This is a genomic window from Luteimonas granuli (genome assembly GCF_007795095.1).
GTDB lineage: Bacteria > Pseudomonadota > Gammaproteobacteria > Xanthomonadales > Xanthomonadaceae > Luteimonas > Luteimonas granuli.
Genome location: NZ_CP042218.1, coordinates 874,004 through 899,643 on the forward strand (window position 1 = coordinate 874,004; position 25,640 = coordinate 899,643).

Annotated in this window: 23 protein-coding genes and 3 pseudogenes; 11 read left to right on the forward strand and 15 right to left on the reverse strand. The window is 69.9% G+C overall.

Annotated features, from left to right (window positions below; genetic code table 11):
* Positions 1-17: 17 nt before the first annotated feature.
* Entirely contained in the window at positions 18-542 is a 525-nt protein-coding gene (locus tag FPZ22_RS03990; protein WP_144890601.1) for an FHA domain-containing protein, read from the reverse strand.
* Positions 543-621: 79 nt separating this feature from the next.
* On the opposite strand from FPZ22_RS03990, the pseudogene FPZ22_RS03995 reads away from it, so the two are divergent.
* Positions 622-955 (forward strand): annotated as a pseudogene (locus FPZ22_RS03995) (DUF3301 domain-containing protein).
* A 3-nt stretch (positions 956-958) separates the two neighbouring features.
* Here the strand turns inward: FPZ22_RS03995 and FPZ22_RS04000 are convergent.
* From FPZ22_RS04000 to FPZ22_RS04025, 6 genes and pseudogenes are all read right to left on the reverse strand, one after another.
* The gene (locus FPZ22_RS04000) at positions 959-1,513 is read right to left on the reverse strand and encodes a ClpXP protease specificity-enhancing factor (protein ID WP_246120929.1); all 555 of its coding nucleotides are present in this window, start codon (positions 1,511-1,513) and stop codon (positions 959-961) included.
* 25 nt (positions 1,514-1,538) lie between these two features.
* Complete coding sequence (locus FPZ22_RS04005) at positions 1,539-2,174, reverse strand: glutathione S-transferase N-terminal domain-containing protein (RefSeq protein WP_144893921.1); 636 nt, start codon at positions 2,172-2,174, stop codon at positions 1,539-1,541.
* Positions 2,175-2,265: 91 nt separating this feature from the next.
* Positions 2,266-3,006: a cytochrome c1 gene (locus FPZ22_RS04010; protein WP_425463015.1), complete on the reverse strand. Its 741-nt coding sequence runs from the start codon at positions 3,004-3,006 to the stop codon at positions 2,266-2,268.
* Between the two features lie 4 nt (positions 3,007-3,010).
* Positions 3,011-4,271: pseudogene (locus FPZ22_RS04015) on the reverse strand (cytochrome b).
* A 3-nt stretch (positions 4,272-4,274) separates the two neighbouring features.
* Complete coding sequence (gene petA, locus FPZ22_RS04020; protein ID WP_144890606.1) at positions 4,275-4,910, reverse strand: ubiquinol-cytochrome c reductase iron-sulfur subunit; 636 nt, start codon at positions 4,908-4,910, stop codon at positions 4,275-4,277.
* A gap of 139 nt (positions 4,911-5,049) precedes the next feature.
* Complete coding sequence (locus FPZ22_RS04025; protein ID WP_425463016.1) at positions 5,050-6,012, reverse strand: lytic transglycosylase domain-containing protein; 963 nt, start codon at positions 6,010-6,012, stop codon at positions 5,050-5,052.
* A 194-nt stretch (positions 6,013-6,206) separates the two neighbouring features.
* On the opposite strand from FPZ22_RS04025, the gene miaB reads away from it, so the two are divergent.
* From miaB to FPZ22_RS04075, 10 genes are all read left to right on the forward strand, one after another.
* A complete protein-coding gene (miaB, locus tag FPZ22_RS04030; protein WP_144890609.1) occupies positions 6,207-7,655 on the forward strand; it encodes a tRNA (N6-isopentenyl adenosine(37)-C2)-methylthiotransferase MiaB in 1,449 nt (482 codons plus the stop codon).
* A 10-nt stretch (positions 7,656-7,665) separates the two neighbouring features.
* On the forward strand, positions 7,666-7,917 hold the full coding sequence (locus tag FPZ22_RS04035; RefSeq protein ID WP_144890612.1) for a hypothetical protein: 252 nt from the start codon (positions 7,666-7,668) through the stop codon (positions 7,915-7,917).
* Positions 7,918-7,941: 24 nt separating this feature from the next.
* Entirely contained in the window at positions 7,942-8,952 is a 1,011-nt protein-coding gene (locus FPZ22_RS04040; RefSeq protein WP_144890615.1) for a PhoH family protein, read from the forward strand.
* Positions 8,953-8,962: 10 nt separating this feature from the next.
* Entirely contained in the window at positions 8,963-9,445 is a 483-nt protein-coding gene (gene ybeY / locus FPZ22_RS04045) for an rRNA maturation RNase YbeY (protein ID WP_144890618.1), read from the forward strand.
* A gap of 57 nt (positions 9,446-9,502) precedes the next feature.
* The gene (locus FPZ22_RS04050; protein ID WP_144890621.1) at positions 9,503-10,378 is read left to right on the forward strand and encodes a CorC family transporter; all 876 of its coding nucleotides are present in this window, start codon (positions 9,503-9,505) and stop codon (positions 10,376-10,378) included.
* On the forward strand, positions 10,368-11,567 hold the full coding sequence (locus tag FPZ22_RS04055; protein WP_144890624.1) for a lipoprotein N-acyltransferase Lnb domain-containing protein: 1,200 nt from the start codon (positions 10,368-10,370) through the stop codon (positions 11,565-11,567). Before FPZ22_RS04050 ends, FPZ22_RS04055 begins: the two co-directional genes overlap by 11 nt.
* Positions 11,568-11,657: 90 nt before the next feature.
* A complete protein-coding gene (locus FPZ22_RS04060) occupies positions 11,658-13,733 on the forward strand; it encodes a carbon starvation CstA family protein (protein WP_144890627.1) in 2,076 nt (691 codons plus the stop codon).
* Positions 13,733-13,957, forward strand: coding sequence for a YbdD/YjiX family protein (locus FPZ22_RS04065; protein ID WP_144890629.1), 225 nt, complete (start codon positions 13,733-13,735; stop codon positions 13,955-13,957). The genes FPZ22_RS04060 and FPZ22_RS04065 overlap by 1 nt, the downstream gene beginning before the upstream one ends.
* Positions 13,958-14,065: 108 nt before the next feature.
* On the forward strand, positions 14,066-14,818 hold the full coding sequence (locus FPZ22_RS04070; protein ID WP_144890632.1) for an ankyrin repeat domain-containing protein: 753 nt from the start codon (positions 14,066-14,068) through the stop codon (positions 14,816-14,818).
* 48 nt (positions 14,819-14,866) lie between these two features.
* A complete protein-coding gene (locus tag FPZ22_RS04075) occupies positions 14,867-16,036 on the forward strand; it encodes a Tle-like phospholipase domain-containing protein (RefSeq protein WP_144890634.1) in 1,170 nt (389 codons plus the stop codon).
* On the opposite strand, the gene FPZ22_RS04080 is transcribed toward FPZ22_RS04075, so the two are convergent.
* From FPZ22_RS04080 to ssb, 8 genes and pseudogenes are all read right to left on the reverse strand, one after another.
* Positions 16,030-17,298: a DUF819 family protein gene (locus FPZ22_RS04080; protein WP_144893925.1), complete on the reverse strand. Its 1,269-nt coding sequence runs from the start codon at positions 17,296-17,298 to the stop codon at positions 16,030-16,032. The genes FPZ22_RS04075 and FPZ22_RS04080 overlap by 7 nt on opposite strands.
* 141 nt (positions 17,299-17,439) lie before the next feature.
* Positions 17,440-19,502 (reverse strand): annotated as a pseudogene (locus FPZ22_RS04085) (dipeptidyl-peptidase 5).
* 88 nt (positions 19,503-19,590) lie between these two features.
* Positions 19,591-21,558 carry an OPT family oligopeptide transporter gene (locus FPZ22_RS04090; protein ID WP_144890637.1) on the reverse strand — a complete coding sequence of 656 codons (1,968 nt, stop codon included), beginning with the start codon at positions 21,556-21,558 and terminating at the stop codon, positions 19,591-19,593.
* Positions 21,559-21,640: 82 nt separating this feature from the next.
* Positions 21,641-22,543, reverse strand: a complete 903-nt coding sequence (rfbD, locus tag FPZ22_RS04095; RefSeq protein WP_144890640.1) for a dTDP-4-dehydrorhamnose reductase — start codon at positions 22,541-22,543, stop codon at positions 21,641-21,643.
* Positions 22,540-23,097, reverse strand: a complete 558-nt coding sequence (gene rfbC, locus FPZ22_RS04100) for a dTDP-4-dehydrorhamnose 3,5-epimerase (protein WP_144890643.1) — start codon at positions 23,095-23,097, stop codon at positions 22,540-22,542. Before rfbC ends, rfbD begins: the two co-directional genes overlap by 4 nt.
* A complete protein-coding gene (gene rfbA / locus FPZ22_RS04105) occupies positions 23,094-23,981 on the reverse strand; it encodes a glucose-1-phosphate thymidylyltransferase RfbA (RefSeq protein ID WP_144890646.1) in 888 nt (295 codons plus the stop codon). Before rfbA ends, rfbC begins: the two co-directional genes overlap by 4 nt.
* Positions 23,978-25,033 (reverse strand): dTDP-glucose 4,6-dehydratase, encoded by a 1,056-nt coding sequence (gene rfbB, locus FPZ22_RS04110; protein ID WP_144890648.1) that lies wholly within the window; start codon positions 25,031-25,033, stop codon positions 23,978-23,980. The genes rfbA and rfbB overlap by 4 nt, the downstream gene beginning before the upstream one ends.
* 44 nt (positions 25,034-25,077) lie before the next feature.
* Positions 25,078-25,602 (reverse strand): single-stranded DNA-binding protein, encoded by a 525-nt coding sequence (ssb, locus tag FPZ22_RS04115; protein ID WP_144890651.1) that lies wholly within the window; start codon positions 25,600-25,602, stop codon positions 25,078-25,080.
* Positions 25,603-25,640: the final 38 nt, after the last annotated feature.

Here is a 25,640-nt window from a genome sequence, read left to right on the forward strand (position 1 = left end):
TCGACCGGCCCCGGGACTCACCCGCCGGCCTGGCCCAGCACCAGGGCCACGGTCGCCGCCAGCGCGGCCACCGCGGCCACCCACCACCAGGCGGATGTCCCCGCCGCCCGCTGCGTGCCGCCGACGGGTCGCGGGTCCGCCGCCGGCGCGCCCGGCGCGACCACGCGGAAGCGCAGCGCATCGATGCCCAGCTCGTCGCCATGGCGCGCCCAGGCGCGTTCGTGCGGCTTCTCGTTCAGCAGCCAGCCGTTGGTGGATCCCAGGTCTTCAACGAGCAGCCCCTCCGCGGTGGGCGTCAAGCGCAGGTGCTGGCGGGAGACGCCGGGATGGTCGAGGTGGATGCCGCAGTCGGCGGCGCGGCCGAGCGTCGTCGGTCCGAGCAGCGGAAAGGTCCTGCCGAAGCCGGCGCCGCCCACGCCGCGCAGCACGTAGGGAGGCAACACCGGGCGCACGACGGTGGCCAGCGTGGCTTCGGGGCCCGCGCCGGCAGGCGGGGACGGCTGCGGGTCGGCGGTGGTGTCGGCCTGACGGGTACTGTTCATTCGACGGAAACTGCGGCGTGCTGCGTGAAGCCCACGCAAGGCTTGCTGAAATCATCGGCCGGGCCCACATTGCACAGCCATGCCCAGCCTGATCCTGCTGATGATAGCCGGCGCCGTCGCCTATGCGTGGTGGAACGCCGGACGTGCGGCCACCGAGCACGCGATCGATGTCGGCCGTTCCGCCTGCCGCAGCGCCGGCGTGCAGCTTCTGGACCAGACCGTGCATGCCGCCGGGTGGCGCCTGCGCCGGCGGGACGATGGTCGCCTCGGACTCGAGCGCAGCTTCCCGCTTCGAGTACTCGCACGACGGCACCGACCGCCAGCGCGGGCGCATGGTCTTCCACGGGCGCCAGCTGGTGTCGTTTGCAGGGCCCGAGGCCGCGGTGGCTTCATCCCTGCATCGCAAGGACTGAGCCTTACTTCACCACGCGCAGATGGGCGCCGCGGCGCGGCGTCGGGGCGCCATCGTCACCATCGCCATCCCCGTCGCCATGGCCGTCATCGCCGCTGTCGCCGGGTGAAGCGGCATCCTCGTCGACGCCGCCCGGGACCACGCCAAGCACCACCTCGTTGCCCGGTGCGCCACGGGCCCGGGCCTCGTCCGCCGTCGCGCCGGTGGCGGTCGCGTCATCGCCGGGCCCGGGCGCCTCCTCCGGAAGCGCCATGCCCTGCCCCGTCTCGCGGGCGTAGATCGCCAGGATCGCGCCCACCGGCACCACGACCGGATGGCTGACCCCGCCGAAGCGGGCGGTGAAGCTGACCGCCTCGTTGTCCATGTCCAGGCGCGCAACCGCACGCTCGGCCACGTTCAACACCACGCGGCCTTCCTTGACGGTGTGCGGCGGCACGCGCACGCCGGGACGCGCGGCGTCGACCAGGAGGTGCGGCGTCATCCCGTTGTCCACGATCCAGTGGTACAGCGCCCGCAGCAGATAGGGGCGGTGGCTGGTCATCCGGGGCACATCGTTCATGCCCCGATTCTAGCCCGAGCCGACCTCAGTCCGGCAGTTCGCGCAGGTTGCGTTCCTGCGGTGTCAGGCTGCGCGCGAAGCCGGGGTTGCGGAAGATCCGGTTGCCGTAGTCCTCGATCGCCTTGCCGTCCTTCGGCAGCGGGATGCCCAGCGCCTCCAGCCGCCAGATGATCGGCGCCATCGCACAGTCGGCGAGGCTCATCTCGGGGTTCAGGAAGAACTTGAAGGCCTTGAACAGCGGCACCGACGCGGTGAGCAGCTCCCTCAGGCGCTTGCGCGCGGCCTCGGCCTGGGCCCGGGTGCCGGTCTGGATCGCGCGCACCTCGGGCACCCAGTCGTGCTCCAGGCGCAGCATGGCCAGGCGAAGCCGCGCGCGGGACAGCGGATCGACCGGCATCAGCGGCGGATGCGGATAGCGTTCGTCGAGGTACTCGGTGACCACGCTCGAGGCATAGAGCACCAGGTCGCGCTCCACCAGGGTCGGCACCGAGTGGTAGGGGTTGAGGTCGATGAGGTCTTCCGGCGGATCCTTGGGATCGACCGTGATCAGGTCGTAGGTGACGCCCTTCGCCGCGAGCACCAGGCGGACCCGATGGCAGAGGACGTCGTCGACCGAGGAAAAGAGCGTGAGTGCATTTCGCATGCGCGGACTCGCTGCCATCATCGAACAACTCTCCCGCGGCCGGAATCCGCCAGCCGCATCGGCGCCGCCCGCCCGTCGCGGGCGGCTGCCCGGTTTTCCGCCGCTGCCGTCAGTGGACGTCCTTCCAGTATTCCTTCTTCAGCAGCCACGCCAGGAAGGTGAAGAAGGCGAGGAACAGCAGCACCCAGACGCCCATCGCCTCGCGCTTGACCGCGATCGGCTCGCCGGCGTACTCGAGGAAGGCCGTGATGTCGCGCGCGGCCTGGTCGAACCGGGCCGCATCCATGGTGCCCGGCGCGGCGACCTCGAGGCGGTCGATCAGGGGCTCGTTCGTGGCCGCGTCCACGCCACCGTAGACCGGGCGCTGGATGCCCTGCAGCTCCCAGAGCACGTTGGGCATGGACGCGTTGGGGAACACGGTGTTGTTCCAGCCCACCGGACGCCCGTCGTCGATGTAGAAGGACTTGAGGTAGCTGAAGATCCAGTCGCCGCCGCGGACGCGCGAGACCAGGCTCAGGTCCGGCGGCACGACGCCGAACCACTGCGCCGCGCCTTCCGCCGGCATGGCGGTCAGGATCTGCTCGCCGAACTTGGCGCCCGTGAAGTTGAGGTTCTGCATCACCTCTTCCTCGGTCAGGCCCAGGTCCTCGGCCATGCGCGAATAGCGCAGGTACTTGAGCGAATGGCAGGACGAGCAGTAGTTCATGTACAGCTGCGCGCCGCGCTGCAGCGAGGCCTTGTCGCCAAGGTCGGTGCCTGCCTGCTGCAGAGGGCCGGCGGCGGCGGCCAGCGCGGAGAACGAGAGCAGCATGGCGGCTGCGAAACCGGCGGCGCGGCTGATGAGGGTCATGGGCTTAGTCATGCGTCGTCACCCGATCCGGCACCGGCCTGGTCTTGTCCAGCTTTGTCCACAACGGCATGGTGATGAAGAAGGCGAAGTAGAAGAAGGTCAGGAAGCGGCCGACGATGGTCTCGACCGGGTCGGTGCCCGGGCCGGCGCCGATCTTGCCGAGCCACACGAAGCTGACCGCGAACAGCGCCAGCAGCAGCTTCGAGAGCCAGCCGCGATAGCGGTAGGACCCTGACCCGGGCGCGGTCCAGCCACGGCACCAGGAACAGGATCGCGATCGCGCCGAACATCACCATCACGCCGCCGAGCTTGTCCGGGACCACGCGGAGCATCGCGTAGTACGGGGTGTAGTACCACACCGGCTTGATGTGCGCGGGCGTCACCAGGCGGTTGGCCTCGGTGAAGTTGTCATGCTCCAGGAACCAGCCGCCGAAGGCCGGCGCGAAGAAGATGATGAAGGCCGCGACCATCAGGAACAGGCCGACGTAGAAGGTGTCCTTCACCGTGTAGTACGGGTGGAAGGGGACGCCGTCGGCCGGCGCGGTCTTCGACCAGCGGTTGCCCTTCGGGCCCTTCTTGATCTCGACGCCGTCGGGGTTGTTCGATCCCACCTCGTGCAGCGCGAAGATGTGCAGCACCACCAGCAGCAGCAGCACCAGCGGCAGTGCGATCACGTGCAGGGCGAAGAAGCGGTTCAGCGTGGCGTCGCTGGGCAGGTAGTCGCCCATGATCCACTCGACCAGGCCGTTGCCGATCACCGGGATCGCGCCGAACAGCGAGATGATCACCTTCGCGCCCCAGAACGACATCTGGCCCCAGGGCAGCACGTAGCCCAGGAAGGCCTCGGCCATCAGCACCAGGTAGATCAGCATCCCCAGGATCCACACCAGCTCGCGCGGCTTCTGGTACGAGCCGTACATCAGGCCGCGGAACATGTGGATGTAGACCACGATGAAGAACAGCGAGGCGCCGGTGGAGTGCATGTACCGGATCAGCCAGCCCCACTCGACGTCGCGCATGATGTACTCGACCGAGGAGAAGGCCTCGGCGGCGGACGGCTTGTAGTGCATCGTCAGGAAGATGCCGGTGACGATCTGGTTGACCAGCACCACGATCGACAGCACGCCGAAGATGTACCAGATGTTGAAGTTCTTCGGCGCGTAGTACTCGGACATGTGCTTCCGGTACACGGGCATCATGCCCGGCGCGCGCTCGTTCACCCAGTCCATCACGGTGTTTGCGGTACGCATGATCACGTTGGACATGGCTTACGCGGCCCCCTGCGGATCGACGCCGACGACAATCGTGTTGTCGTCGGCGAAATGGTGCGGCGGCACCACGAGGTTGGTCGGCGCCGGCACGCCCTGGTAGACGCGCCCGGCCATGTCGAACTTGGACTTGTGGCAGGGGCAGAAATAGCCGCCCTTCCACTCCGGGTCGAACGGCGCCGGGCCGATCCTGGCCACCATCTCCGGCGAGCAGCCCAGGTGGGTGCACAGGCCGACGAGCACGGAGATTTCCGGCTTCAGCGAGCGCAGCTCGGGGTTGGCAGCCCGGATGTAGTCGGGCTGCTGCTCGACGTTCGCCGACTCCGGGTCGCGCAGCTGGTCGTTGAGCGTGGGCAGCGCCTGCAGGATCGCCTGCGAGCGCTTGACGATCCAGATCGGCTGGCCACGCCACTCCAGCATCAGGCGCTCGCCCTCGGCCAGCGCGCTGATGTCCGCGGTCACGGGCGCGCCGGCAAGCTGGGCGCGCTGGCTCGGGAACCAGGATTTGATGAACGGAACCGCGGCCACGCCGGCGCCAACAGCGCCGACTGCTGCGGTGGTGGCTGTCAGGAAGCGGCGGCGGCCGTTGTCGACCGTGCCCTCCCCGACAGGATCCAGAACCCCTTCATTGCCCATTACCACTCCGGAAATCGTCTGGTCGCTACTGGTATTGGCTGCCGCGCGCGGCTACCGCTACCGGAAGCCCGCCGCCAAAGACGCTGAAGTGTAGCGGAACGCCGATTCAGGGGACAACGCCGGGGCCGCCCCCCTCACCTCAGTTCGCGACCGTCCTGCCCCGGTAGCGGTCGGCCAGGAGCCCCACCCGCTCCACGTAGCGCCGGGTTTCGTTGTACGGCGGCACGCCCTTGTGCCGGTCCACCGCGCCTTCGCCCGCGTTGTAGCCGGCCGCGGCCAGGGTCAGGTCGCCCTCGAAGCGCTTGAGCAGCCAGGCCAGGTACTGCACGCCGCCGCGGATGTTCTGCGCGGGGTCGAAGGGATTGACCACGCCGAAGCGGTCGGCCGTGGCCGGCATCAGCTGCATCAGCCCCTGGGCGCCGACCCGCGACAGTGCATTGGGATTGAAGGCGGACTCGGCGTGCATCACCGCGCGGATGATCGCCTCTTCGACGCCGAACTCGGCCGCAGCGGCCCTGACCTCGGCCTGGTAGGCGGTGGTATTGAGGCGGACGCTGCCGAAGTCGACGCCTGGAGAACCGCAGGCGTAGCAGGTCTCGAAGAAGCTGTAGCGGATGGTGCGCACTGCGCTGGCGCCGCCGCCGCCGGGCTTGCGGCTGGTGTAGTGGCGCACGCCGTCCTTGACGTAGGAGTAGACCTGGCCCTGGACCAGGCGCCGCTGGCCGGCGCCGGCCGGTGGCCTGGGCCGGGGCGCAGGCGCGGGCGCGGTGCCCTGGCCGGTGCCCATGAAGGTGGCGGGCGCGTTGGCGCTGATCGATGCCGGCGAACCTTCCACCGCGGTGGAGGCCTTGACCGCACCGACGGCGCCCGATGCCGTGGAGGCGGCCGGCGCCGTGGACGGCCGGACGGGACGCGAGGACGCGAAGGTGCTGGCCACCGTGCAGCGCGCGCCCTGGATGCGCTTGCTGACATAGCTGGTGACGCCGTCGCCGGCGTCGCAGCGGTAGATGGTACCGGCCACGGCCGGCCCGGCCGGGGCCATGCCGCCAAGGCCGACAATCGCCATGCTGGCGAGACCCAGTATCGTCCGAAAGCGATTCATCCCCGCCCCTCCGTCGCGCGCAGTCTCCATGCTGGCGGCCGCCTTGCCAAGGCCCGATACCGTGAACATGCTCGCGGAAACGCCCCCGACCCGCCGAAGCGGCCGCTTCCGGCACGGGTAAACTGGCGAGCCCCGCCCGGACTACCGGCTTTGCCGTTGTGAAGCGCCCCGCCTCCGCGCCCCCGGAACCCGCCATGACCGATACCGACTCCCGCGCCCCCGCCGGCCCCGCGCACCGCGGCCGCAAGCTCTTCATCCAGACCCACGGCTGCCAGATGAACGAGTACGACTCGGCCCGCATGGCCGACGTGCTGGCCGCTTCCGACGGAATGGAACTGACCACGAACGTCGAAGAAGCCGACGTGATACTGGTCAATACCTGCTCGATCCGCGAAAAAGCGCAGGAAAAGGTGTTCAGCCAGCTCGGGCGCTGGAAAGGCCTGAAACAGGGCGACCGGCCCGTGTTGATCGGCGTGGGCGGCTGCGTGGCCAGCCAGGAGGGCGAGGCGATCGTGAAGCGCGCGCCCTTCGTCGACCTGGTCTTCGGCCCGCAGACCCTGCACCGGCTGCCGGAGCTTCTGCGCGGCCGGCGCGAGACCGGCCTGCCCCAGGTCGACATCAGCTTCCCGGAGATCGAGAAGTTCGACCGTCTCCCGGAACCCCGCGCGGAGGGTCCCAGCGCCTTCGTCTCGATCATGGAAGGCTGCAGCAAGTACTGCTCGTTCTGCGTCGTGCCCTACACGCGCGGCGAGGAGGTCAGCCGTCCGTTCGAGGACGTGCTGGTGGAGGTCATGCAGCTCGCCGCGCAGGGCGTGCGCGAGGTCAACCTGCTGGGCCAGAACGTCAACGCCTATCGCGGCCCGATGGGCGCGACCGATGCCGCCGGCGGGATCGACGGCCCGGCCGCCGCGACGACCGGGCCGCAGTTCGCCGACCTCGGCCTGCTGATCCGCACCATCGCCGAGATCGACGGCATCGACCGCATCCGCTTCACCACCTCGCACCCCCTGGAGTTCTCCGATTCGCTGATCGAGGCCTACCGCGACGTGCCGGAGCTGGCCAACTACCTGCACCTGCCGGTCCAGTCGGGCAGCGACCGTATCCTGTCGGCGATGAAACGCGGCTACACGGCGCTGGAGTTCAAGCAGAAGGTCCGCCGGCTGCGCACGGTGCGCCCGGACATCTCGATCAGCTCGGACTTCATCGTCGGCTTCCCCGGCGAGACCGACGCCGACTTCGAAAAGACCATGAAGCTGATCGAGGACGTGGGCTTCGACCAGTCGTTCTCCTTCATCTACTCGCGCCGGCCCGGCACGCCGGCCGCCGACCTCGAGGACAGCGTGTCCAGCGAGGTCAAGCATGCGCGGCTGTCGCGGCTGCAGGCGCACATCAGCGAACATTCGGCCCGCATCTCGAGGGCGATGGTCGGCAGCGTGCAGAGGGTCCTGGTCACCGGCCCGTCCCGCAGGAACCCGGACGAGCTCACCGGCAAGACCGAGAACATGCGCTCGGTGAACTTCGCCGGGCACCCGCGGCTGGTCGGTCGGTTCGTCGACGTGGTGATCACCGAGGCGCTCAGCAATTCGCTGCGCGGACGGGTGGCCACGAGCCGGGGGTTGCCACAGCAGCCACCCGCGGCCTGAGGACCGCGTCGTGGCGCTGCCACCGGCCGGACGCGGAGGACCCGATCCCGCTCCGCGTGCACGCCGCCGGCGCCGGGATCCGCTCGCGCTGTGGATGTGCGGACTGGCGGCACTGGGATCGGCGCGCGCCTGGCTCCATCTGGTCCGGGACGGCGACACCGGCAACCCCGCCGGCTGGATCTGGCTGGGCGGATCGCTGCTGCTCGCGGTGATCGGCGTCGTGCTGCTCGTGCGCGACCGGGGGCCGTCGATGGCCCCGTGACCGGGTGCGCGCTACCCTTCCGCCATGTCCAGACCCCACCAGCGCGACTTCATCCTCGAGCCCGACGACACCGAACGCCTGGCCAACCTCGCCGGCGCCTTCGACGCCCACCTGCGCCAGATCGAACTGGCGCTGGGCGTGGAGATCGCGAACCGCGGCAACATCTTCCGCGTCACCGGCATGGACGCCTCGCAGGTGGACGTCGCCGAACGCCTGCTGCGCGACCTCTACAGCGAGGCCGCGACCGAAACCTTCGACGGTCACGGCATCAACCTCCGCCTGAACGCCGCGCGCGCGGCAGGCGAGGACAAGGAGGCGCCGCTGCCTGCGCGCGACGGCGACTTCGTGCCGCAGGAGGTCGCCATCCGCGTCAAGCGCGGCACCATCCGCGGCCGCGGCCCGAACCAGCAGAAATACCTGCATGCCATCGCGACCCACGACATCAACTTCGGCGTCGGTCCGGCGGGTACCGGCAAGACCTTCCTCGCCGTGGCCAGCGCGGTGGAGGCCCTGAACGACTCCCGCGTGCAGCGCCTGGTGCTGGTGCGACCTGCGGTGGAGGCCGGCGAGAAGCTCGGCTTCCTGCCCGGCGACCTGTCGCAGAAGGTGGACCCCTACCTGCGCCCGCTGTACGACGCGCTCTACGAGATGCTGGGCGTGGAGAAGGTGCTGCGGCTGCTGGAGAAGAACGTCATCGAGATCGCGCCACTGGCCTACATGCGCGGGCGCACGCTCAACGATGCCTGGGTGATCCTCGACGAGGCCCAGAACACCACCATCGAGCAGATGAAGATGTTCCTGACCCGGCTCGGCTTCGGCAGCACCGCGGTGGTCACGGGGGACCTCACCCAGATCGACCTGCCCAAGCAGGTGAAGTCCGGGCTGCGCGACGCGGTGGACGTGCTGCGCGACGTCGACGGCGTCAGCTTCACCTTCTTCGAATCGCGCGACGTGGTGCGGCATCCGCTGGTGGCACGCATCGTCAACGCCTACGAGCGCCGCGACGCGGCGGACGCGGCAACGGGTCCGGCGTAGACTTCCGCCCATGACCCAGGGTCCCGTCCGCCTCGACGTTTCCGTCGGCTATGCCCTGCCGCGCGCGGGGCTTCCGGCACCTGTGAGCTTCCGCAAATGGGTGGCCGCGGCCCTCGCCGGGCGCATCCGCGAGGCCGATCTCGCGATCCGCCTGGTGGATGCGAAGGAAGGCCGCGCCCTGAACCGCCACTACCGTGGCCGGGACTACGCCACCAACGTGCTGAGCTTCCCCGCCGACCTGCCGGAGGGCCTGCCCGAGGGCGTGCGCCTGCCGCTGCTGGGCGACCTCGTCCTCTGCGCCCCGGTCATCGCCCGCGAGGCCCGCGAGCAGGGCAAGCCGCTGGCCTCCCATTACGCCCACATGACCGTCCACGGCACACTGCACCTGCTCGGCTGGAACCATGAGGACGACGTCGAGGCCGAGGCCATGGAGCAGCTGGAACGCGGGATCCTGGCCGGCCTGGGCATCGACGACCCCTACGGCACCCCCTGAACCGACGCGGTAAACTCACGGCTCCGCCCCACTCCTCCGGGCGACGATACGAGCGAGATGTCAGAAGACGACAGTAGCAGCGGCAGTACCAGCGCCACCCCCGACCCTCCGGAGCGCCGGCGAAGCTGGCTCGAGCGCCTGGGCTCGGCGATCACCGGCGAGCCCGACACACGCGACGACCTGGTCGAACTGCTGCGCGACGCGCAGTCCGACGGCCTGATCGAGGCCGACACCCTGCGGATGATGGAGGGCGCGATCGCCGTCTCCGACATGACCGTGGGCGACGTCATGGTGCCGCGCTCGCAGATGGTCTCGCTGCCGGTGGACGCGCGCTTCATCGAGCTGATGAAGCAGGTGGTCGAATCCGGCCATTCGCGCTTCCCGGTGCACGGCGAGGACAAGGACGAGATCCTCGGCATCCTGCTGGCCAAGGACCTGCTGCGCGGCGTGGTCGCGGACAACGGACCCCGCACCGTGCGCGAGCTGCTGCGTCCGGCGGTGCTGATCCCCGAGTCGAAGAAGCTCAACGTGCTGCTGCGCGAGTTCCGCCAGTCGCGCAACCACATGGCGATCGTGATCGACGAGTACGGCGGCGTGGCCGGCGTGATCACCATCGAGGACGTGCTGGAGGAGATCGTCGGCGAGATCGACGACGAACACGACGAGGCCGGGAACCCGGAAGCCCTGATCGCCGCCCAGGCCGACGGCCAGTACGTGGTCGACGCCCTGACCCCGATCGAAGACTTCAACGAGCGCTTCGGCGCCGACTTCGACGACGACGAGTACGACACCATCGGCGGCCTGGTGACCGCGGCCATCGGCCACCTGCCCGAAGCCGGCGAGGAGCTCACCCTGGGGCGCTTCAGCTTCCGCGTGGCCAGCGCCGACGCACGCCGGCTGCATGCCCTGCACCTGTCGATCCATGGGGAGTGAGCCGCGCCGCGCGCGCGCCATCGCGCTGCCGGCCCTGCTCCTCGCAGTCCTCGCCTTTGCCCTGCCTGCCCTGGCGGTACCGCGGATCGGCGTGGTCACGATGCAGCCGGGCGAGATCTTCTTCGAACGCTTCGGCCACAATGCGATCGTGGTCGACGATCCCGCCGCCGGGCCGCCGCTGTCCTACAACTTCGGCCTGTTCGATCCCGACGAGCCCGGGTTCCAGCGGCGTTTCATCCACGGCGAGATGCGTTACCGCCTGGCGGCGATGCCGCTGGCGCAGGACCTCGCCTACTACGGCAGCGTTGGGCGCGGCGCCTCGATCCAGTGGCTCGACCTCGACGACGCGGCGGCCGCGGAACTGGCCGCACGCCTGGCATGGAACGCACTGCCCGCGAACGCGGCCTATAGCTACAACTACTTCACCGACAACTGTTCGACCCGGGTGCGCGACGCACTGGATACGGCGCTGGGCGGCCAGTTGGCGCGCAGCCTGCAGGTCCGCTCCCAGGGGAATACCTACCGCAGCGAAGCGGTGCGCCTGGCCCGCCCGGCGCCGCTCATGGCGCTGGGCTTCGACCTCGGCCTCGGCCCCGCGTCCGACCGCCCCAACTCGCTCTGGGACGATGCCTTCGTGCCGATGCGGCTCGCGCAGGCCCTGCGCGACGCGCGCCTGCCCGATGGCCGCCCCCTGGTGCTGCGCGAGGAGGTGCTGCTGCCGCACCGGCTGGGACCCGAACCCGAGCCCCGGCGCGTGGCGTGGTGGCCCTGGCTGCTGGCGGGCCTGGCACTGGCCGTGCTGGCCTGGGCCGGGCGTTCGCGACCGAGCGCGGTCGCCGCGGTGGCGCTTCCCGCCTGGCTGCTGTGCACGGCGCTCGGCGCCCTGATGCTCTACATCTGGCTGGGCACTGCGCACCGCTACGGCTGGGCCAACCACAACCTGCTGCTGTTCAACCCGCTTTGCCTGCTGCTGCTGCCCGGCGCCTGGCGGATCGCCCGCGGCGGCGAGGGCGGGACGGTTTTCCGGGTCGTGCTGGCGGCGGTCGTCGCCGGCGTGGCGGTGGCGCCGTTCCTGCTCTGGATGCCGCTGCAGTCGCAGCGGAACGGTCACTGGATCGCGCTGCTGCTGCCGGTCCAGCTGGCACTGGCGGCGGTGTTGTGGCGGACCGGACCTCGACCAAAGTCGTAGCCGCCGCTCGTCATTGTGCGATGCAATACGATTGACCCCGGAGGCCGCAGGCGCGACCCTTTCCGCGTCCCATCACGACGCGAGGCGACAATGAAAGGTCCGGCAGGAAAACTCGCGTGGGCAGCCCTCGCCCTGTTGGGCGCCTTCTGCCTGGGAACCATCGCGCTGCGCCGCGGCGAGTCGATCAACGCGCTCTGGATCGTGGCGGCCGCGGTGTCCATCTACCTCGTCGCCTACCGCTTCTATGCGCGCTTCATCGCCGACCGGGTGTTCAACCTCGACGCCTCGCGGGCGACGCCGGCGATGGTCCACAACGACGGCCTCGACTACGTGCCCACCAACAAGCACGTGCTGTTCGGCCACCACTTCGCCGCGATCGCGGGCGCCGGCCCCCTGGTCGGCCCGGTGCTGGCGGCGCAGATGGGCTACCTGCCCGGGACCCTCTGGCTGATCGCCGGCGTGGTGCTCGCGGGCGCGGTGCAGGACTTCATGGTGCTGGTGATCTCCAGCCGCCGCGACGCCCGCTCGCTGGGCGACCTGGTGCGCGGGGAAATGGGCCGGGTGCCCGGGACCATCGCGCTGTTCGGCGCCTTCCTGATCATGATCATCATCCTCGCGGTGCTGGCGATGATCGTCGTGAAGGCGCTGGCGGAAAGCCCCTGGGGCATGTTCACCGTGATCGCCACGGTGCCGATCGCGATCTTCATGGGCCTGTACATGCGCTACATCCGTCCCGGGAAGATCGGCGAGATCTCGGTGATCGGACTGGTGCTGCTGATGCTGGCGATCTGGTCCGGCGGCCAGGTCGCCGCGCACCCGACCTGGGGCCCGGCCTTCACCTTCACCGGCGTGCAGATCACCTGGATGCTGATCGGCTACGGCTTCGTCGCCGCGGTGCTGCCGGTCTGGCTGCTGCTGGCGCCGCGCGACTACCTGTCGACCTTCCTCAAGATCGGCACCATCCTCGGTCTCGCCGTCGGCATCCTGATCGTCATGCCGGAGCTGAAGATGCCGGCCCTCACCCGGTTCATCGACGGCAGCGGCCCGGTCTGGAAGGGCTCCATGTTCCCCTTCCTGTTCATCACCATCGCCTGCGGCGCGGTGTCGGGCTTCCACGCCCTGATCGCCTCGGGCACCACGCCCAAGCTGATGGCCAACGAGCGCCATGCGACCTATCTGGGCTACGGCGGCATGCTGATGGAGTCGTTCGTGGCGATCATGGCCATGGTCGCGGCCGCGGTGATCGACCCGGGCGTGTACTTCGCCATGAACAGTCCGGCGGCGCTGATCGGCACCGATCCGGTGGCCGTTGCGGAGACCGTCTCGAGCTGGGGCTTCGTGGTCACGCCCGAGGTGCTGACGCAGACCGCCAGCGACGTCGGCGAGGCCTCGATCATCTCGCGCGCCGGCGGCGCGCCGACCCTCGCGGTGGGCATCGCGCAGATCTTCCATGCGGTGATTCCGGGCGAGGGAATGATGGCGTTCTGGTACCACTTCGCGATCCTGTTCGAGGCACTGTTCATCCTGACCGCGGTGGACGCCGGCACCCGCGCCGGGCGCTTCATGCTGCAGGACCTGCTCGGCAACTTCGTGCCGGCCATGCGCAGGACGGAGTCGTGGGGCGCGAACCTCATCGCGACCGGCGGCTGCGTGGCGCTGTGGGGCTACTTCCTGTACGTCGGCGTGACCGACCCGCTGGGCGGCATCAACATGCTGTGGCCGCTGTTCGGCATCGCCAACCAGATGCTGGCCGGCATCGCGCTGATGCTGTGCACGGTGGTGCTGTTCAAGATGAAGAAGGACCGTTACGCCTGGGTGCCGATCGTGCCGACCGCGTGGCTGCTGGCCTGCACGCTCAGCGCCGGCTGGATCAAGATCTTCGACGCCGATCCGGGCGTCGGCTTCCTGGCCCAGGCCAACCGCTACCGCGACGCGATCGTCGCCGGCAACCTGATCGCGCCGTCGAAGGACTTCGGCGGCATGCAGCAGATCATGTTCAACAACTACGTCAACGCCGGCCTGACCGCGCTCTTCATGTTCGTGGTGCTGGCCGTCCTCGTCTACTCGGTCGGCGCCGTGCGCAAGGCGCGTGCGAACCCGGCGCGCACCGACCGCGAAACGCCCTACGTGGCGCTGACGCCCGAACAGCAGAAGGCCTGGCTCTGATGGCCGGCGCGCTGGTTCCGCTGGACTATTTCGCCACCCACAGGCGTGTGTGGCGCAGGCTTCTGCAGACCGCGCGCCTGTGCTGCGGCATCCCGGACTACGACAACTACGTCCGGCACGTGCTCGAGAAGCACCCGGACCGGGAGCCAATGGACTACCCGACCTTCTTCCGCGAACGGCAGGAAGCACGCTACGGCGGGCGCGGCGGCTTCCGCTGCTGCTGATGCGCATCCGCCGGCCGTACGGGCCGGCGGGGTGGGAATTCTCCGATTGCCCGCGATCCGGCGGGTGACGTAGCGTGGACCCGACATCGCACGTCATCGGATGACACCATGCGTACCTGTCGCGTTCTCCCCCTGGCACTCCTGCTGTCCGCGTCCGCCGCCGGCCTGCTGCTGTCCGGCTGCGGCAACCGGGAGGTTTCAAGGATGGACCTGGAACTCGCGGGACGGGCGTTTCCCGACGATGCCCGCATGGCGGAGATCGCGGTCATGGCCCGGGCGGGCGATGTGGTCGCGGTGAGGCGCCTCGCGCCGTGGGTCGACCTCGACGCACGCGGGGACAGGCAGGTGACCCTGCTGGAGTGGGCGATCCTCGCCGACAGCCATGCCGGCTTCGAGGCCCTGCTGGATGCGGGCGCGGATCCGCACGTGAACGGAATGGACGGGGAGTCGGCGATCCATCTCGCGGCCCGGGTCCACGATTCCAGGTTCCTGGCGACGTTGATCGCGCGGGGCGCAGACCTGGACACGCCGGCGCTGCACGGCCATGGCCCCCTGACCTCGGCGATCCGGGAGGGGAACGATGCCCACATCGCCCTGCTCCTCCGCGCCGGCGCCAACCCCGACCAGGCCGACGGGACGGGCAACACGCCGCTCCATGTCGCGGCGAAGATCGGGACGCCGGGCCACGCGCTGCTCCTGCTGGAGGGGGGCGCCGATCCGGGGGCGCGCAATGGTCGCGGTCATACCTTCGACCGCTATCTCTTCGCCGGGCCCGAGCGCTTCCTCAACCAGGCCGCCCGCGAGGACATCGCCCGCATCCGGCGCCTGCTCGACGATGGCTCCGGAGGCAGCCCGGAGTAGCGCGGAACCGGGGGCCGGCCCGGATCCGGCAGTCACAGGGACGGTGACATGGACAGGACACGGGAATTTCCCGCGCCCCCGCCGCGCCGCACCGCGACGGACAGCGATCTTGCCGGCCGGCAGCCGCATGCCCTGGACCGGACGCTCGCGCTGCTGGCGCGGGATGTCTATGCCGGGGATGGCGGCGCCGTGGGCGGCTGGTCGGTGGTGTCCGCTGCGGAGCTGGCGGGCCTGGGTGTCGCCGGTTCGCCGCTGCACGACGGACAGACCGGATTCGCCGCCCGGCTCTACGTCCATCCCGGTCACGGCTACATCCTCGCGTTCCGCGGGTCCGACGAACCCGTCGACTGGATCGGCAATCTGCGGCAGGCGGCGGGCCTGCCGGCCCCCCAGTACCGGCAGGCCGTGGAACTGGCCACGGAGGTGAGCGAAGCGCTGGGCCCCCGACTGGTGGGCATGACGGGGCACTCGCTCGGCGGCGGCCTCGCTGCGGTGGCCTCGCTGCGTACGGGGGTCGCCGCGGTCACGTTCAATGCCGCAGGCGTCCGCGACTCGACGCTGGAGCGGCTCGGCATCGCGCGCGACGTGCGCGACCTCGCGGCGGAAAGCGGCCATGTCCGGCGCTACACCGTGGACAACGACATCCTCACCGAACTCCAGGAGCACATGATCCGGACCCGCACCGTCCTGCCCGATCCGATCGGCCACCGGATCCGGCTGCCCGACCCGGATCCGCTCTCCTTCCTCCAGCGGGGAGTGCCGGTCGTGCGTCTCCCGCATGCACTGGACCGGCACTCGATGGACACGGTCATCAGCGCGCTGGAACCTTCCGCGGCGCGCGATGCGCGGACGCAGGGCGCGGCCGCGCTCGTGCTCCAGTCACTCCGCGGCCTGCGGGACCTCCAGGACACGACACGGCTGCCGCGGCTGCCCGCCGACAGCCTGCTCAGCGCGGCAAGCTGCATCGCGCTGCGCGCGCGCGACTCAGGCATCGCGCGCATCGATCTCCTGGCATGCAGCGCCGACGGCGCCCGCCTGTTCGCCATCCAGGGCGGCCGCGACGATCCCGCGCAGCGGCGCATCACCGTGGACCTCGACACCGCGACCTCGGAGCCCCTGCATCACGCCGCCGCCCGCGTGGCGGCCTCCGACGCCGCCCCGCGGCCGTCGATGTCATACAACGGGCCGCAGCAGGCGCATCCGGCAGACGGTTACTGACCGGCCATCACCCGCAGGACCTGGCCGATGCCATAGGCGAAGACCGTACCGGTGGCATAGCCCACCGTGCCCAGCAGGACTCCCACCGGCGCCAGCGTGGGATGGAAGGCCGCCGCGACCACCGGCGCCGAGGCCGCCGCGCCGATGTTGCCCTGCGAGCCCACCGCGAAATAGAACAGCGGCGCGCGCACCATCTTCGCCGCCGCGTACAGCACGACGATGTGCACCAGCATCCAGATCACGCCGATCGCGATCAGCTCCGGCCGGTTGGCCAGCTTCATGAAATCCATCTGCATGCCGATGCACGCGATCAGGAAGTACAGGAGCACCGTGCCGACGCGCGACGCGCCCGCGTTCTCCAGGCGCCGCATGGGCGTGAAGCTCAACAGCAGGCCGCCCAGCGTGGACAGCACGATCACCCATACGAAGGGCGTGTCCAGGCTGAACTGGCTGGCCCAGGCGGCGTTGGCCTTGAACCATGCCGATGCCGGATCCGCCACGAAGTGCGCAAGGCCCACCAGGCCGAAGGCGACGCCCACGATCACCATGAGGTCGGTCAGCGTCGGGATGCGCGCGTTGGCGGCCTCGTAGGCGGAGATCCGCTCCTTCATCTCGTCGATGGCGCGGGTGTCGGCGCCGCTGCGGGCGTCGATCTGCTGCGCGCGGTTGGCGAGGAACAGCAGGGTTCCCATCCAGAGGCTGGCGATGGCGACGTCGACCACCGCGAACTGCCCGAACAGCGTCGCGTCGGTGCCGTAGATCTCGCGGATCGCCACCATGTTGGCGCCGCCGCCGATCCAGCTGCCCGACAGCGCGGCCATGCCCTTCCAGGTGTCGCCCGCCACGGCGGCGGGCCAGACCCATTCCATCAGCTGGAAGCTGACGATCGCGCCCAGTGCGATCCCCAGCGTACCGGCGCAGAACACGAACAGCAGCCTCGGCCCCAGCTTGAGGATGCCCTTGAGGTCGATGGACAGCGTCAGCAGCACCAGCGCGGCGGGCAGCAGCATGCGGCTGCCGATGTAGTAGAGCTCGCTGCCCTCGCCGTCGATCAGGCCGGTGGTGTTGTAGATGGCGGGCACGAAATAGCACAGCAGCAGTGCCGGCACCCAGGCGAAGAACTTCTTCCAGAACGGCGTCGGACCCGACGCGAGCCAGAAGATGAGCCCGAGCGTGGCCGCGATGAGGCCGAAGACGACGATGTCGCTGCCGATCACCGGCGCGGCGACATCGATCGCATCGACCACCCCGGCGGGATCCATGGCATCGATGGCGGCGGCTTCCTGGGCGGCTTCGGGTGCGGCGGCGTGTGGTGCCATCGGCGATGTTCCTGTCTGTTCGGAAAAAGATGGATGCAGGCGCGCCCGACCGGCCGCGCTGCGGCCGGGGGCGCCGGATTGCTGCTATCGGCCGATGTGCCGCTTCAGCCAGTCATTGACGGTGTCGTGCCAGAAGACGCTGTTCTGCGGCTTCAGCACCCAGTGGTTCTCGTCGGGGAAGTACAGCAGCTGCGACTCGATGCCCTGGCGCTGCAGCGCGGTGAAGGTCGACAGGCTCTGGTCGATCGGCACCCGGAAATCGTTCTGGCCGGCCACGACCAGCATCGGCACGCGCCACTTGTCGATGTGCCGCGCCGGGTTGTGGCGCTCGTAGGCCTCGGGGTTGTCGTAGACCGTGCCGCGGTTCTCCCACTCGGTGAACCACAGCTCCTCGGTCACCAGTCCCATCGAGCGGGTGTCGAAGACGCCGTTGTGGTTGACCAGGCACTTCCAAGGGCCGTTCCACTGTCCGGCGATCCAGTTGACCATGTAGCCGCCGTAGCTGGCGCCGAGCGCACAGGCCCTGTCGCCGTCGAGGAAGCCGTACTTCTCCTGCGCCGCGGCCCAGCCCTTCTGCAGGTCCTCCAGCGGCGCACCGCCCCAGTCGCCGCTGATGGCATCGGTGAAGGCCTGGCCATAGCCGGTGGAGCCGTGGAAATCGATCATGACCACGGCATAGCCCTGGCCGGCATAGGTCTGCGGGTTCCAGCGGTAGCTCCAGCCGTTGCCGAAGCTGCCCTGCGGGCCGCCGTGGATCAGGAAGGCCACCGGGTACGCGCGGCCTTCCTGGAAGTCCCAGGGCTTGACCACGTAGCCGTACACGGTGGCGCCCTTCGCGCCTTCGAAGCTGAACTGTTCGTAGGCGCCGAACTCCACGTCGGGCAGGCGCTCGGCGGCCGTCGGCGTGATCGCACGGAGGCTGGAGACATCGAGGGTGGTGGCGTAGATCACGTCGCCGGTATCGATCGTGTTGCGGCTGAACACCAGGGTGTCGCCCTCGACCTGGTAGGACGACACGCTGCCCTCGCCTACCAGCTTCGTCACCTCGCCGCTGGCGACGTCGATGCGGAACAGCGGGTATTCGCCGGTGTCCTGCGCCGCCACGTAGAGAGCGCTGCCGTCGGCGGACGCTTGCAGGCTGCTCGGTGAACGGTCCCAGCCGGGGGCGATCTCGCGGCGCTCGCCGCTGGCCAGGTCCAGGGCCATCAGCGCATAGCGATCGGCCTCGAAGCCGGGGCGCGCCATCGCGCGGTAGAACAGCGTCCGCCCGTCGGCGCTGAACACCGGACCGGCATCCCAGGCCGCGTTGTCGGCGGTGAGGTTGACCGGCGCGGCCTTGCCGGCGGCGTCGAGGCGATAGAGGTCGAAGTCGGTCGACCAGGGTTCTTCGCGGCCGGCCACCTTCACGCTGGCCACGATGCTCCGGCCATCGGGGGCCCAGGCGTAGTCCTCGGCCCCCCGAAGGGCTTGCCGGGCACGTCGCCATCGAGCTCGGCGCTGATGGCGCCGGCGGCGGCGACGGGCGTGCCCCGGTCGGCCGGAAGCGCGGCCACGAACAGCCGGTTGCGGCGGCCGTCGGCCCAGGTGTCCCAGTGGCGCACGAACAGCTGGTCGTAGACCACGCCGCTGACCCTGGAGTCCTTGCGCGCGTCCAGGCGCTGTTTGGTGCAGGCGAAGTCCGCGCCGCATTCGCCGAAGGTGTCTGCGCTGAAGGCCACTCGGCCACCGTCCGGCGAAACGTGGTAGGTGCCGATCCCGACCTCGAACGCGGTCAGCTGGCGCGGCTCGCCGCCGGCCAGCGGAATCGCGTAGAGCTGCTGCGAGCCGTTCTTCGCGCTGAGGAAATAGACGGTGGCGCCATCGGGCGAGAACGAGGGCGAGTTGACGTTCCAGCCCTCGGGCGTCAGGCGCTTCGGCGGCGTCGCGTCGCGGGTCCGGAGGTCGCGGACGTACAGAGCCGAGGTCGAGGAATTGGCCTCCAAATCGACGGAGCGCTGCGCGAAGACCAGCTGCGCGCCGCCCGGCGACAGCGTCGGGGACGAGACCCGTTCCAGCGCGGCCAGGTCGCGGCCCTCCAGCCCGCGGGCGTCGGCGACCGCGGGCAGCGCGGCGAACAGGCACAGGGTCAGCAGGGCGATGCGCGGCATGGAAGTGGACTCCGGACGGAAAGCCCGATGGTAGGGGCGGCGGGCGGGCTGCGCAAAGGCGGAACGTCGTGTTTTCCGCCTGCGGCCGTCAGCGCGGGCCCGGTTCCACGGGCGCCACGGCCGGCTGCGGGCGGGTGCTGCTGCGATAGAGCATCCACGCCACCACGGCCAGCACCACCAGCCCGACCCACTGGTTGAAGTGCAGCGATTCCGCCACGGCCAGCACGTCGGCGCGCTCGCTGACCACGATCGGGATGGCGATCGCGATGCCCATCAAGGCCTCGCCGGTGATCAGGCCGGCCGCGAACAGCGTGCCCGGCCGGTGCACGCGGTCGCGCGCCACCTCGTCCGTGCGATCGATGCCGTGCCTGCGCTCCACCAGCCACGCCAGCACGCCGCCCAGGAAGATCGGGACCATCAGCTCGATCGGCAGGTAGATGCCGATCGCCGCCGCCAGCACCGGCACGCGGAAGGTGGAGGCGCGGGCCTTCAGCCACTCGTCGAAGGCGATGATCGCAGCGCCGACGCCGGCGCCGATCGCGATCATGTCCCAGGGCAGCTTGCCGCCGAACATGCCCTGGGCCACCGACGCCATCAGGGTGGCCTGCGGCGCGGCCAGCGACTGCGGCTGGTCCGGCGTGGGCGCGCCGATGCCGTAGGCCTGGGCCAGCAGGTTCAGCACCGGAGCCATGATCAGCGCGCAGGAGAACGCGCCGATGCCGAGCATCAGCTGCTGCTTCCAGGGCGTGGCACCGACGATGTAGCCGGCCTTGAGATCCTGCAGGTTGTCGCCGCCGACCGCCGCCGCGCAGCACACCACCGCGCCGATCATGATCGCCGCGACCGCGCCCACCGGCGAATCGCGTCCGAGCAGGAACAGCAGCACCGCCGCCGCGAACAGGATGGTGGCGATGGTGATGCCCGACACCGGGTTGTTCGACGACCCGACGAGGCCCGCCAGGTAGGCCGAGACCGACACGAACAGGAAGCCGGCCACGATCATGATGATCGTCATCGGCACGCTGACGAACCAGTTGCCGACGATGGCCTGGTACAGCACCAGCAGCGGGATCACGAACAGCAGCAGTGCGATCAGCATCCACTTCATCGGCAGGTCGCGATCGGTCTCGGCCACCGCCTCGCCGCTGCCCTTGCGCGCGGCGGCGATGCCGCTCTTCACGCCCGAGAGCAGCGACTTGCGCAGCGAGAACAGGGTCCAGATGCCGCCGATCAGCATCGCGCCGACGCCGAGGTAGCGGATCTTCGTCGACCAGATGGCACCGGCCGCGTCGGCCGCGGAGGCGCCCGCAAGCTGCGTGGAGAGCACCGGATCGCTGGCGAGGAAGAAGGCGTGGTAGAGCGGGATCGCGATGTTCCAGGACAGGATCGCGCCCGACAGCACCACGATGCCGATGTTGAGGCCCACGATGTAGCCCACGCCGAGCAGCGCCGGGGACAGGTTGGTGCCCATGTAGGCCAGGTAGTTGCCGGCGTAGCCGGAGCCCACGGCGTTGTCGGGGATCATCCGCAGTCCGCCCTGCGCGGCCAGCTTGACCACCGCACCCACGGTCGCGGCCAGTGCGAGGATCCGCAGGCCGGGGCCGGGATTCTCGCCGGCCTTGAGCACTTCGGCCGCCGCCTTGCCCTCGGGGAAAGGCAACGGATTCTCGACGATCATCGTGCGCCGGAGGGGCACGGAGAACAGCACGCCGAGCAGGCCGCCCAGGCCCGCGATCGCCAGGACCCACCAGTAGCGGAAGTCGTCCCAGTACCCGAGGATGATCAGAGCGGGGATCGTGAAGATCACGCCGGCCGCGATCGACGACCCGGCCGAGGCGCCGGTCTGGACGATGTTGTTCTCGAGGATGGTGCCGCCGCCGAGCAGGCGCAGCACGCCCATCGAGACCACCGCCGCCGGGATCGCGGTGGCGATGGTGAGGCCGGCGAACAGCCCGAGATAGGCGTTGGCCGCTGACAGGATCACCGCCAGCACGATGGCCAGCAGCACTGCGCGGAAGGTCAGCTGCGGAACGGGTCCGCCCCCCTGGTTGGCCATTGCATCGCTCCCCGTATGAAGGCCGACAAGCTATCCCCATCCGGCATCGGGCGTCCAGCGCCGGTCGTGCCGCGGCGGTGGCTCAGGAGGCCGACATCATTCCGTCGAGGACCGCGTCGAGCGCGTCGCCCCACTGCGGGAGCGTGGTCGCGAAATCCGTCTGGAACCGGGCGGTGTCGAGGCGGGAGTACGCCGGGCGGCGCGCCGGCGTCGGGTATTCGCCGGTGGTGATCGGCAGCACCCGCGGCGCCCTCGCCAGGAGTCCGCGCTCCACGGCGCCGGCGAAGATCGCTTCGGCGAAGCCGTGCCAGCTGGTGCCGCCGTTCGCGGTCAGGTGCCAGAGGCCGCTGGCCTCGGGCCGGGTGCGCAGCGCGTGCGCGGTGGCGGCGGCGATCAGCGGCGCCGGCGTCGGCGTGCCGACCTGGTCGGCGACCACGCGCAGCTCGTCGCGCTCGGCGCCCAGGCGCAGCATGGTGCGCATGAAGTTGTGGCCGTGGGCGCCGTAGACCCAGGCAGTGCGGAAGATCATGTGGCGTGCGCCGATGCCGCGCACGGCGTCCTCGCCGGCGAGCTTGCTCGCGCCGTAGACGCCCAGCGGAGCGGTCGGGTCGTCCTCGCGCCAGGGACGCGTGCCGCTGCCGTCGAAGACGTAATCGGTGGAGTAGTGCACGAACAGCGCGCCACGTCGGGCGCAGGCCGCGGCCAGCGTGCCGGGAGCCTCGGCATTGGCGCGGAAGGCGGCCCCGCGTTCCTCCTCCGCGCGGTCGACGGCGGTGTACGCCGCGGCGTTGACGACGACATCCGGCGACAGCCGCTCGACCAGGCCCGGCAGCATGTCCGGCCGGTCGAAGTCCGCGATCTCGCAGGTGCCGCCGTCGGGCAGCGCGCCGCTGCGCGTCGTGCAGACGACCTCGCCCAGAGGCGCCAGCTCGCGCCGCAGGGCGTGGCCCACCTGCCCGTTGGCACCGAGCAGCAGCAGCCTCACGGCGCGTAGACCGGCAGCCGCTCCTCGGGCACCTCGGCCAGGAAGGGCGCGCGCGCGTCCTTGTCGGAGAGCACGGGCTGCGCCAGCGGCCAGTCGACGGCCAGGCTGGCGTCGTTCCAGCGGATTCCGGCATCCGCCTCGCGGTCGTAGGTCGCGGTGCAGAGATAGGTGAAGACGGCGCGCTCGCTGAGGGTCACGAAGCCGTGGGCGAAGCCTTCGGGGATCCAGAAGTGGCGCTTGTTCTCCGCGCTCAGCACCACCGCCGTCCACTGGCCGAAGGTCGGCGAGCCGCGCCGGATGTCCACGGCGACGTCCCAGACCTCGCCCTCGACCACCGAGACGTACTTGCCCTGCGGCTTCGGCCACTGGTAGTGCAGCCCGCGCAGCACGCCGCGCGTGGACGAGGAGACGTTGCCCTGCACGAAGGCCGGCGTCAGGCCGTGCGCGGCCAGCCGGTCGGCGTTGAAGGACTCGAAGAAGAAGCCCCGCTGGTCGCCGAACACCTGCGGTTCGATCACCACGCAGCCGGGCAGGCCGGTCTCCACCAGCTTCATCGCACCACTCCGCGCTTGGCCAGCGACAGCAGGTACTGGCCGTAGCCGTTCTTGGACAGGGGCGCGGCCAGCCGCTCGAGGTCGGCGTCGTCGATCCAGCCGTTGCCCCAGGCGATCTCCTCCGGGCAGCACACGCGCAGGCCCTGGCGCGCCTCGACGGTCTCGATGAAATTCGAGGCCTCGATCAGCGACTGGTGGGTGCCGGTGTCGAGCCAGGCATAGCCGCGGCCGAGCTGCTCGAGGTGGAGGCTGCCCTCCTCGAGATAGCAGCGGTTGAGGTCGGTGATCTCGAGCTCCCCGCGCGGCGAGGGCTTCAGCGAAGCCGCGAAGTCGCTGGCCCGGCCGTCGTAGAAGTAGAGCCCGGTGACCGCGTAGTTGGAGCGCGGCTGCGCCGGCTTCTCCTCCAGGCCCACCACCCGGCCGCCGGCGTCGAACGCGGCCACGCCGTAGCGCTCCGGATCCCTGACCCAGTAGCCGAATACGGTGGCGCCGTCCCCGCGCGCATCGGCGCGCTTCAGGATCTCGGTGAAGCCGTGGCCGTGGAAGATGTTGTCGCCCAGCACCAGGCAGCTCGGCCTGCCGCCGACGAACTCGCGCCCGATCAGGTAGGCCTGCGCCAGGCCGTCCGGACTCGGCTGCACCGCGTACCGGATGTCCATGCCCCACTGCGAGCCGTCGCCCAGCAGCTGCCGGAACAGCGCCTGCTCGTGCGGGGTGTTGATGATCAGCACTTCGCGGATCCCGGCGAGCATCAGCGTGCTCAGCGGGTAGTAGATCATCGGCTTGTCATACACCGGCAGCAGCTGCTTGCTGATCGCCTGCGTGATCGGGTACAGCCGCGTGCCGGAGCCGCCGGCGAGAATGATTCCGCGGCGCGCCGTCATGCCGCGACCCCGATCCGCTCCAGCCGGTAGCTGCCGTCGAGGACGCGCTGCACCCAGGGCTGGTTGGCCAGGTACCAGTCGACGGTCTCGGCGATGCCGCGTTCGAAGGTGTACTTCGGCACCCAGCCCAGCTCGTCGCGCAGCTTGGAGGCGTCGATCGCGTAGCGGCGGTCGTGACCCGGCCGGTCGGCCACGAACGCGATCTGCGATTCGCGCGGCCTGCCGTCCTCGCGCGGACGGCGCTCGTCGAGCAGCGCGCAGATCGTCTTCACCACTTCGAGGTTCTGCTTCTCGGCGTTGCCGCCGACGTTGTAGGTCTCGCCCACGCGGCCCTTCGCGAGCACCGTGCGGATCGCCTCGCAGTGGTCGCTGACGAACAGCCAGTCGCGCACCTGCTTCCCGTCGCCGTATACCGGCAGGGGCTCGCCGGCCAGGGCCTTGGCGATCACCAGCGGGATGAGCTTCTCCGGGAAATGGTAGGGGCCGTAGTTGTTGCTGCAGTTGGTGGTCAGCACCGGCAGCCCGTAGGTGTGGTGGAAGGCACGCACCAGATGGTCGCTGGCCGCCTTGGACGCCGAATAGGGCGAGTTCGGCGCGTACGGCGTGGTCTCGGTGAAGAGGCCGGTCTCGCCGAGCGTGCCGTAGACCTCGTCCGTGGACACGTGCAGGAAGCGGAACGCGTCCTTCGCCCCGCCTTCCAGCCCCTTCCAGTAGTCGCGCACCGCTTCCAGCAGCGCCAGGGTGCCGACGACGTTGGTCTGCACGAACGCCGCGGGGCCGTCGATCGAGCGGTCGACGTGGCTCTCGGCGGCGAAGTTCACCACCGCGTCCGGACGATGCTCGGCCAGCAGGCGCTCGACGAGGGCGCGGTCGCCGATGTCGCCGTGCACGAAGACGTGGTCCGGGTTGTCCTGGAGCGAGGACAGCGTGTCCAGGTTGCCTGCATAGGTGAGCGCATCGAGGTTGATGACGCGCACGCCCGCCGCGACCGCTTCAAGCACGAAGTTGCCGCCGATGAAACCGGCGCCGCCGGTGACCAGCCAGGTGGACATTGGGGGAAATCCTCCGTGATGTGCTGCTGCGGCCGCGGGGGCGGTCAGAACGGAATATCGTCGTCCGAGATGCCATCGTCGAACTGGGAAGCGGCTGCCGCCGGCGTCTGCCGCGCCGGGGCCGACTGGCCGCGCTGGAAGTCGCCGCCGCCACCGCCGCGCTGGTAGTCGCCGCCTCCACCACCACGCTGGTAATCGCCGCCGCCACCGCCGCCGCGCTGCCCGCCCTCGCCACCGCCGCCGAGCATCTGCATCTCGTTCGCGATGATGTCGGTGGAGTAGCGCTCGACGCCGTCCTTGCCGGTGTACTTTTCGGTGCGCAGGGAGCCCTCGACGTAGACCTGGCGGCCCTTCTTCAGGTATTCGCCGGCGATCTCCGCCAGGCGGCCGAAGAACTTCACCCGGTGCCACTCGGTGCGTTCCTGCATCTGGCCGGTCTGCTTGTCCTTCCAGGCCTCGGTGGTGGCCACGCTGATCGTGGTGATCGTGGTACCGCTCTGGGTGTACTTCACGTCGGGATCGTTGCCGAGGTTGCCGACGAGGATGACCTTGTTGATTCCGCGGGCCATGGTCCTGGTTTCCTTGCGTTCCCCGCCGGGATTGGCGG